The sequence below is a fragment of the Candidatus Binatia bacterium genome, from assembly GCA_036382395.1.
Lineage (GTDB): Bacteria > Desulfobacterota > Binatia > HRBIN30 > HRBIN30 > JAGDMS01.
The window spans coordinates 1-5,156 of the sequence record DASVHW010000434.1 but is presented as its reverse complement, the minus strand read 5'-3'; the positions used below and the strand labels follow the sequence as shown (position 1 = coordinate 5,156).

The 5,156-nt window shown below is 65.6% G+C and carries 6 protein-coding genes; 1 reads left to right on the top strand and 5 read right to left on the bottom strand.

Annotated features, from left to right (window positions below):
- Positions 1-377: 377 nt before the first annotated feature.
- The 5 genes from purM to lexA form a co-directional block, all read right to left on the bottom strand.
- Complete coding sequence (gene purM, locus VF515_21555; protein ID HEX7410216.1) at positions 378-1,421, bottom strand: phosphoribosylformylglycinamidine cyclo-ligase; 1,044 nt, start codon at positions 1,419-1,421, stop codon at positions 378-380.
- 279 nt (positions 1,422-1,700) lie between these two features.
- Complete coding sequence (locus tag VF515_21550) at positions 1,701-3,158, bottom strand: SEC-C metal-binding domain-containing protein (GenBank protein HEX7410215.1); 1,458 nt, start codon at positions 3,156-3,158, stop codon at positions 1,701-1,703.
- Positions 3,127-3,405 carry a hypothetical protein gene (locus VF515_21545; protein ID HEX7410214.1) on the bottom strand — a complete coding sequence of 93 codons (279 nt, stop codon included), beginning with the start codon at positions 3,403-3,405 and terminating at the stop codon, positions 3,127-3,129. Before VF515_21545 ends, VF515_21550 begins: the two co-directional genes overlap by 32 nt.
- Complete coding sequence (locus VF515_21540; protein HEX7410213.1) at positions 3,402-3,566, bottom strand: hypothetical protein; 165 nt, start codon at positions 3,564-3,566, stop codon at positions 3,402-3,404. Before VF515_21540 ends, VF515_21545 begins: the two co-directional genes overlap by 4 nt.
- A 58-nt stretch (positions 3,567-3,624) precedes the next feature.
- Positions 3,625-4,227 (bottom strand): transcriptional repressor LexA, encoded by a 603-nt coding sequence (gene lexA, locus VF515_21535; protein HEX7410212.1) that lies wholly within the window; start codon positions 4,225-4,227, stop codon positions 3,625-3,627.
- A 149-nt stretch (positions 4,228-4,376) separates the two neighbouring features.
- Between lexA and VF515_21530 the strand changes: the two genes are divergently transcribed.
- On the top strand, positions 4,377-5,156 hold a 780-nt coding region (locus tag VF515_21530; GenBank protein HEX7410211.1), incomplete at its 3' end, for a GMC family oxidoreductase N-terminal domain-containing protein.

Below are 5,156 nucleotides of genomic sequence, written 5' to 3'. Positions count from 1 at the left end.
GATCGGGGCGGATCGCGCGAGCGTGAGTGACACCGCCGGAAACGAGTTGATCTCCACCGTATCGAGCGGCTCGGTCATCATGGTTGAATAACGACAGCACGCCGCACAACCGGTCTTCGGGACCGGCTGTGCGGCGCCTGCGGACCAGACCTGAGAATTCAAAGTCAGCCCTGCAACCGCGACGCGAGCACCTCATGAATGCTCATTTGCGTTTCCTCTGCTGCCTGTGTGGCCTTGAGCGTTCAATTCTCCTGTCAAGCGAGAATCTGCTGCGTCGCCTTGAAATGGAGCTTGATCACGGTTCCGAGGGCGTCGCGGCTGTGCTTTTCGATGAAGCGCCGGTCGGAAACAGCACGCGCCGACCGCCGGTTTGATTCTCAAATCGAACCTTCCAAGACCACGCGTTGCCGCGATCCGCGCCCGGCGCGCACGACCTCGCCGATGATGTAGGCGCGCTCGCGCTGCCGTTTGAGCCCATCCATGACCGCATCCGCCTGGCGTTTGCCGACGACCAGGATGAACCCGATGCCCATGTTGAAGGTCTGGAACATCTCGTCCCGCTGCACCGATCCGAGGCGCTGGAGCAAATCGAAGATGCCGGGAACCGGCCAGGTGCCGAGGCGAATACGCGCCGCGCAGCCCTTGGGAAGGATGCGCGGCAAATTGCCGGTGATGCCGCCGCCGGTGATGTGCGCCATGCCCTTGATCAGGCGCGGCGGGAGTTGGCGCACCACCGGCACGTAGATCCGTGTCGGCCGCAGCAGCTCCTCGCCCAACGGCACGCTCAGCTCCTCCGGCCGAGCCCGGAGCGACAGGCGCCCCTTCTCGAAACACAAACGGCGAACCAGCGAGTAGCCGTTGCTGTGCAGGCCGCTCGACGGCAACCCGATGACGACATCACCGGGGACAATGCGCCGACCGTCGATGACCGCGTCCGCTTCGACGACGCCGACGGTGAACCCGGCCAGGTCGTACTCACCCGGGATGAAGCAGCCCGGGTGCTCTGCCGTTTCCCCCCCGATCAGGCTACATCCCGCCAGCCGGCAGCCGCGGGCAATACCCTTCAACACGGCGGCGGCGACCTGCGGCCGCAGCTTGTCGGTCACGTAGTAGTCGAGAAAGGCCACCGGCTCCGCGCCGAGCGTCAGGATGTCGTTGACGTTCATGGCCACCAGATCGATGCCGATGGTGTCGTGGCGCTTCATCATCAGCGCGATCCGCAGCTTGGTCCCCACGCCGTCGGTAGAGGCTACCAACAACGGCCGCCGATAACCGCGCGGAATACGAAACAGCGCGCCGAATCCGCCGACGCCCGCGACCACCTCCGGGCGCACCGTGGCTCGGGCCGCGGCCTGCGCCGCCGCGGTGACGCGATCGCCGGCAGCAATGCTCACCCCCGCATCGCGATACGTGACAGGCACTGTGTCTCGTTCCTCCCCAACCGAGCCGATTCCCACAGCGTCGGGGCAAATGCAAATGATCGAATCAGTATCCGCGCCGGCTTCCTGGAGGATTGCGGCCTATGACGGAGAAGATGCGGTGAGGTATCTGCAACGGTTCGTCTGGGAACCGCTGCGTCAGGAGGGCCTGCAAGTCGGCGTCAAACCGCGCGACCGCTTCTGGCGGAAGGCTCGTGGCTACGCCGGCGCTGGCGCGAATGCGCCCGCGCCATATTGCCGGGCAGGGGAAGCCAGCGCCGTTCATGGGCTCAGCCCAAGTTCCTTGCGCAGCGCCGTCACATCGGCGCTGAACGGTGTGGGGCCGTGCGCGGTGTCGTTCGCAGCGAAGGACTGCAACAGAGCTTCGAGCCGCTCGCGTCCTTCCGCGGTGCGGCTGGCTTGGCGCGGTGTGCGGTTGCGCAGCGCGGGAATCTTCTCATCGAGCCAGCGCCGCCAGTGCGCGGCGGCCATGGCGCGGAGCTGTTCCTGCACCTCGGGTAGGGCGTTGAGGCGTTCGTCGGCTTCCCGGGCGCTCCGCTCCTTTGCGGTTTCCGGGCGCGCGCGTCGCTCCTCGAGGGCCTTTTTCACCGACTCAAACACGGTGGTGCGGTAAACGACGTCGGCGCCGAGCTGGCGTTCTACCTCGCCGCGGATGATGTCAGCGCGGCGTTGCGAGTTCACGTCGATGGTCAGCTTGGTGCCGTTGATCCGCAGGGTTCCGAGGATGGTATTGTCCCAGCTCTCATGCTTGGCGTTGCCGCGCTTGAGCCAGGTGAAGCGGACGGCGCGCAAGGCGCCGTCCGCATCGTACTCGGGATCTTCCATGCAGTCCTCTTGCGGCCGGTCGAGGGACAACGAGCGCAGCCGGTCGAAGGCGGCGCGCGGGCTGCAGCGCAAGTCGAAGTGCAGCGTTTGCAAGAGCAGCGGGTCGCCGTCGGTGTTGCAGAGCGTGGGCAGTTGCGGGTGATACACCCGGTCGGCGACGTCGAAGTAGGCGCTGCGCAGCGCCTCCGCGTGCGTGTGCAGCATCTCTTCAGTCATGGGTATCCGCTTGCGGGTCAGCGCATGGCGCAGGTCGAGCAGCCAAAGGTGTTCGTCCGCCGGAATGACGAGCGGGGCGCAGCCGCACATGATGGCGACCCCGTCCATCTCCAGGACGCGCGTAAACAGAATGCCGCCGCGGCTGACCGTGGCGCTGGCGGAGCGTTCGCGTACCTCGTACTCGCGGTGTGTCATGACGTCATTCAGGGTGATGCTGCGGCCGGGCGCGACGGCGGTGACGGCGTAGAAGCTGTACGGGCGCTGGCACATGGCGCGCGCGAAGTGTTGCTCGAAGTCGTCGAAGCGGTCGGGGTGTGCCGAGACGGCCTGGAGCGCCAGCGGAGCGCGTCCCGGTAGCGGGCCGTCGATGGCCAGCGCCGGGTCGGGAACCCAGTTGAACGTGAACCACGGGATGAAGGCGGATTCGAACAACGGATCGTCGGCAGGCTCGCCTTTGGCCCCGAGGCTGAACGCGTCCCAGGCATGCACAATGACCTCTGCGCCGTAGTGCGCCTTGGCGAACGCAAGCACCTTTTCCACCACGCTGCCTTCGGCGCGGCGCAGGCGCTGCCAGGTGAAGTCCACCGCTTCCGCCTGGGTCAAGCAGCAGCGCTTGTGCTTTTTGCCACTGCCGCACGGACACGGGTCATTGCGCCCAGCCCTGGTGACATCCGCCATCAGCCCTCTCCTCGTTGTTCGCCTCATAGTTCAGAGCCGCACCCGGTGTGAACGGGGCAGCCCGAGCCGGTGATCTTCCCCCCAACGGCGACCGATGACCGGCTACCGGCGCCGTATCTTCGGGAGGGTCACCCAGTCGCCGCGCCGCATCGAACATGTCGCACGCCATCTTCAGGCGCTCGGCACCGGGGCGGCGCATCAGCATCACCCGATAGCGTGTGCGGACGGCGTCGGGCGTATCGGTCACGCCCGCACCTCCTGGAGGAGATCGGCGACGATGTCGATATCCCGGGTCATGCGCGGTTGGGCATAATAGCTCATCGCGATGGACCCGCTCACCATGCAGGGGATGCACGCAGCATCGAGGCGGGCCACGATCAGCTTGAGGATCTCAAGCTCTTCACTCATCCGTGGCCCTGCATAGCGCAGACTGCGCTCAGTCGCCACAACCCCAGAGTGTGAAGGTTCAGTATTTCCGCATGACCGCGACGACGACGCCGCGGATCATGACGTCTTGGGCTTTGGCGATGATCGGCGACATGCTCTCGTTGGCCGGCATGAGGCGTATCTTGCCGCCCTTCTCCCGGTAGAACTTCTTGACGGTCGCGTCTCCATTGATCAGGGCCACGACAGTTTCCCCGTTGTCGGCCGTCGGACGCTCTTCGACGACGATATAGTCGCCGTCCCAGATGCCGTCCTCGATCATGGAGTTCCCCTTCACGCGCAGCGCGAAGGTATTCTGCCGGCGGACGAACTCTTCCGGCACGCTGAAGCTCTCGGCGTTTTCCAACGCTTCGATAGGCGCGCCGGCGGCGACGTAGCCGAGCAGCGGCAACTCCACGGCGCCCGCCTTTTTCTGCTGCGGCACCAGCTCGATGGCGCGGCTGAAGTTCCACTTCCGCTTGATGAGGCCTTTCTGTTCCAAGTTCGTCAGATGCTTGTGGACGGTGGCCAGCGACGAGAGCTTGAACTTCTCCCCGATCTCCTCGAGCGTCGGCGCATACCCGTGGCGCGCGATGAAATCGTCGATGTAATCGTAGAGCTGCTTCTGTCGCTTGGTGAGGATCATAGCGGCCTCCGCTGCCTCAGCTATAGCGAAGATTGGGCGAAGGTGCAAACGGTTGAGTGTGCGAGTGGGCCAGTGCGCCAGCATGCGCGTGCGCCGGTGCGCCTGGGGGCGATTGCATTTTCGCCACGACGGTTCAAGAATCGGCGGCAATGACGGACGGGGGAGCCTTGCACGCCGGGCAGTTGGCGACGTTGGCTGCTGTGGCCGATGCGATCGTTCCACGCGGCGGCGCCTTTCCGTTGGGGGCCGCGGATGTCGGCGTCGCCAGCCGCTTGAACTGCTATTTGAACGCGTTCAGCCCCGCAACGCGACGTCAAGTGAGCCTCTTGCTTGCCGCTTGGGAGATCAGTCCGCTGCTCTCCCGGCAGATGAAGCCCTTCTCACGGTTGTCGGCAGCGGAGCGCGAGCGCTTCGTCGAGGAGGCGGCGCGCAGCCGCTATCCGTGGCGGCGCATTCCCATCACGATCTTGAAACAGCTGTGCGGCTTTGCCTACGGCGCCGCGCCCGAAGTGGAGGCGGCGTTCGGTTTCACCCACGCCTGCCTTCATGAGGGACCACCGCGGAAGGGGCCGCGCCTCGCGCCGCTCATGTATCCGGATCTCAAGGGCGATATCTCCGAGCGCGTTGATGTCTGCGTCATCGGCTCGGGCGCCGGCGGCGCCGTGATCGCCAAGGGGTTGGCGGAAGCAGGACGGAGCGTGCTGATCATCGAGGAAGGCGGGTATTTCACCCAGGACGACTTCCACGGCCCACCGTTCGAGCGTGTGCTCCGCACCTATCGCGACCAGGGGACGACGATGGCCTATGGCCGCCCGGTCATCCCACTGCCCTTGGGCAAAGCGGTCGGCGGTACGACGGTGGTCAACTCCGGCACCTGCTTTCGCACGCCGGACCACGTGCTGCGCCGGTGGCAGTCCGAGTTCGGGTTG

What these genes read in the sequence shown, in the direction of transcription:
- VF515_21550 (HEX7410215.1), bottom strand. Translation starts at nt 3,158, where the DNA reads ATGGCGGATGTCACCAGGGCTGGGCGCAATGACCCGTGTCCGTGCGGC.
- VF515_21540 (HEX7410213.1), bottom strand. Translation starts at nt 3,566, where the DNA reads ATGAGTGAAGAGCTTGAGATCCTCAAGCTGATCGTGGCCCGCCTCGAT.
- lexA (HEX7410212.1), bottom strand. Translation starts at nt 4,227, where the DNA reads ATGATCCTCACCAAGCGACAGAAGCAGCTCTACGATTACATCGACGAT.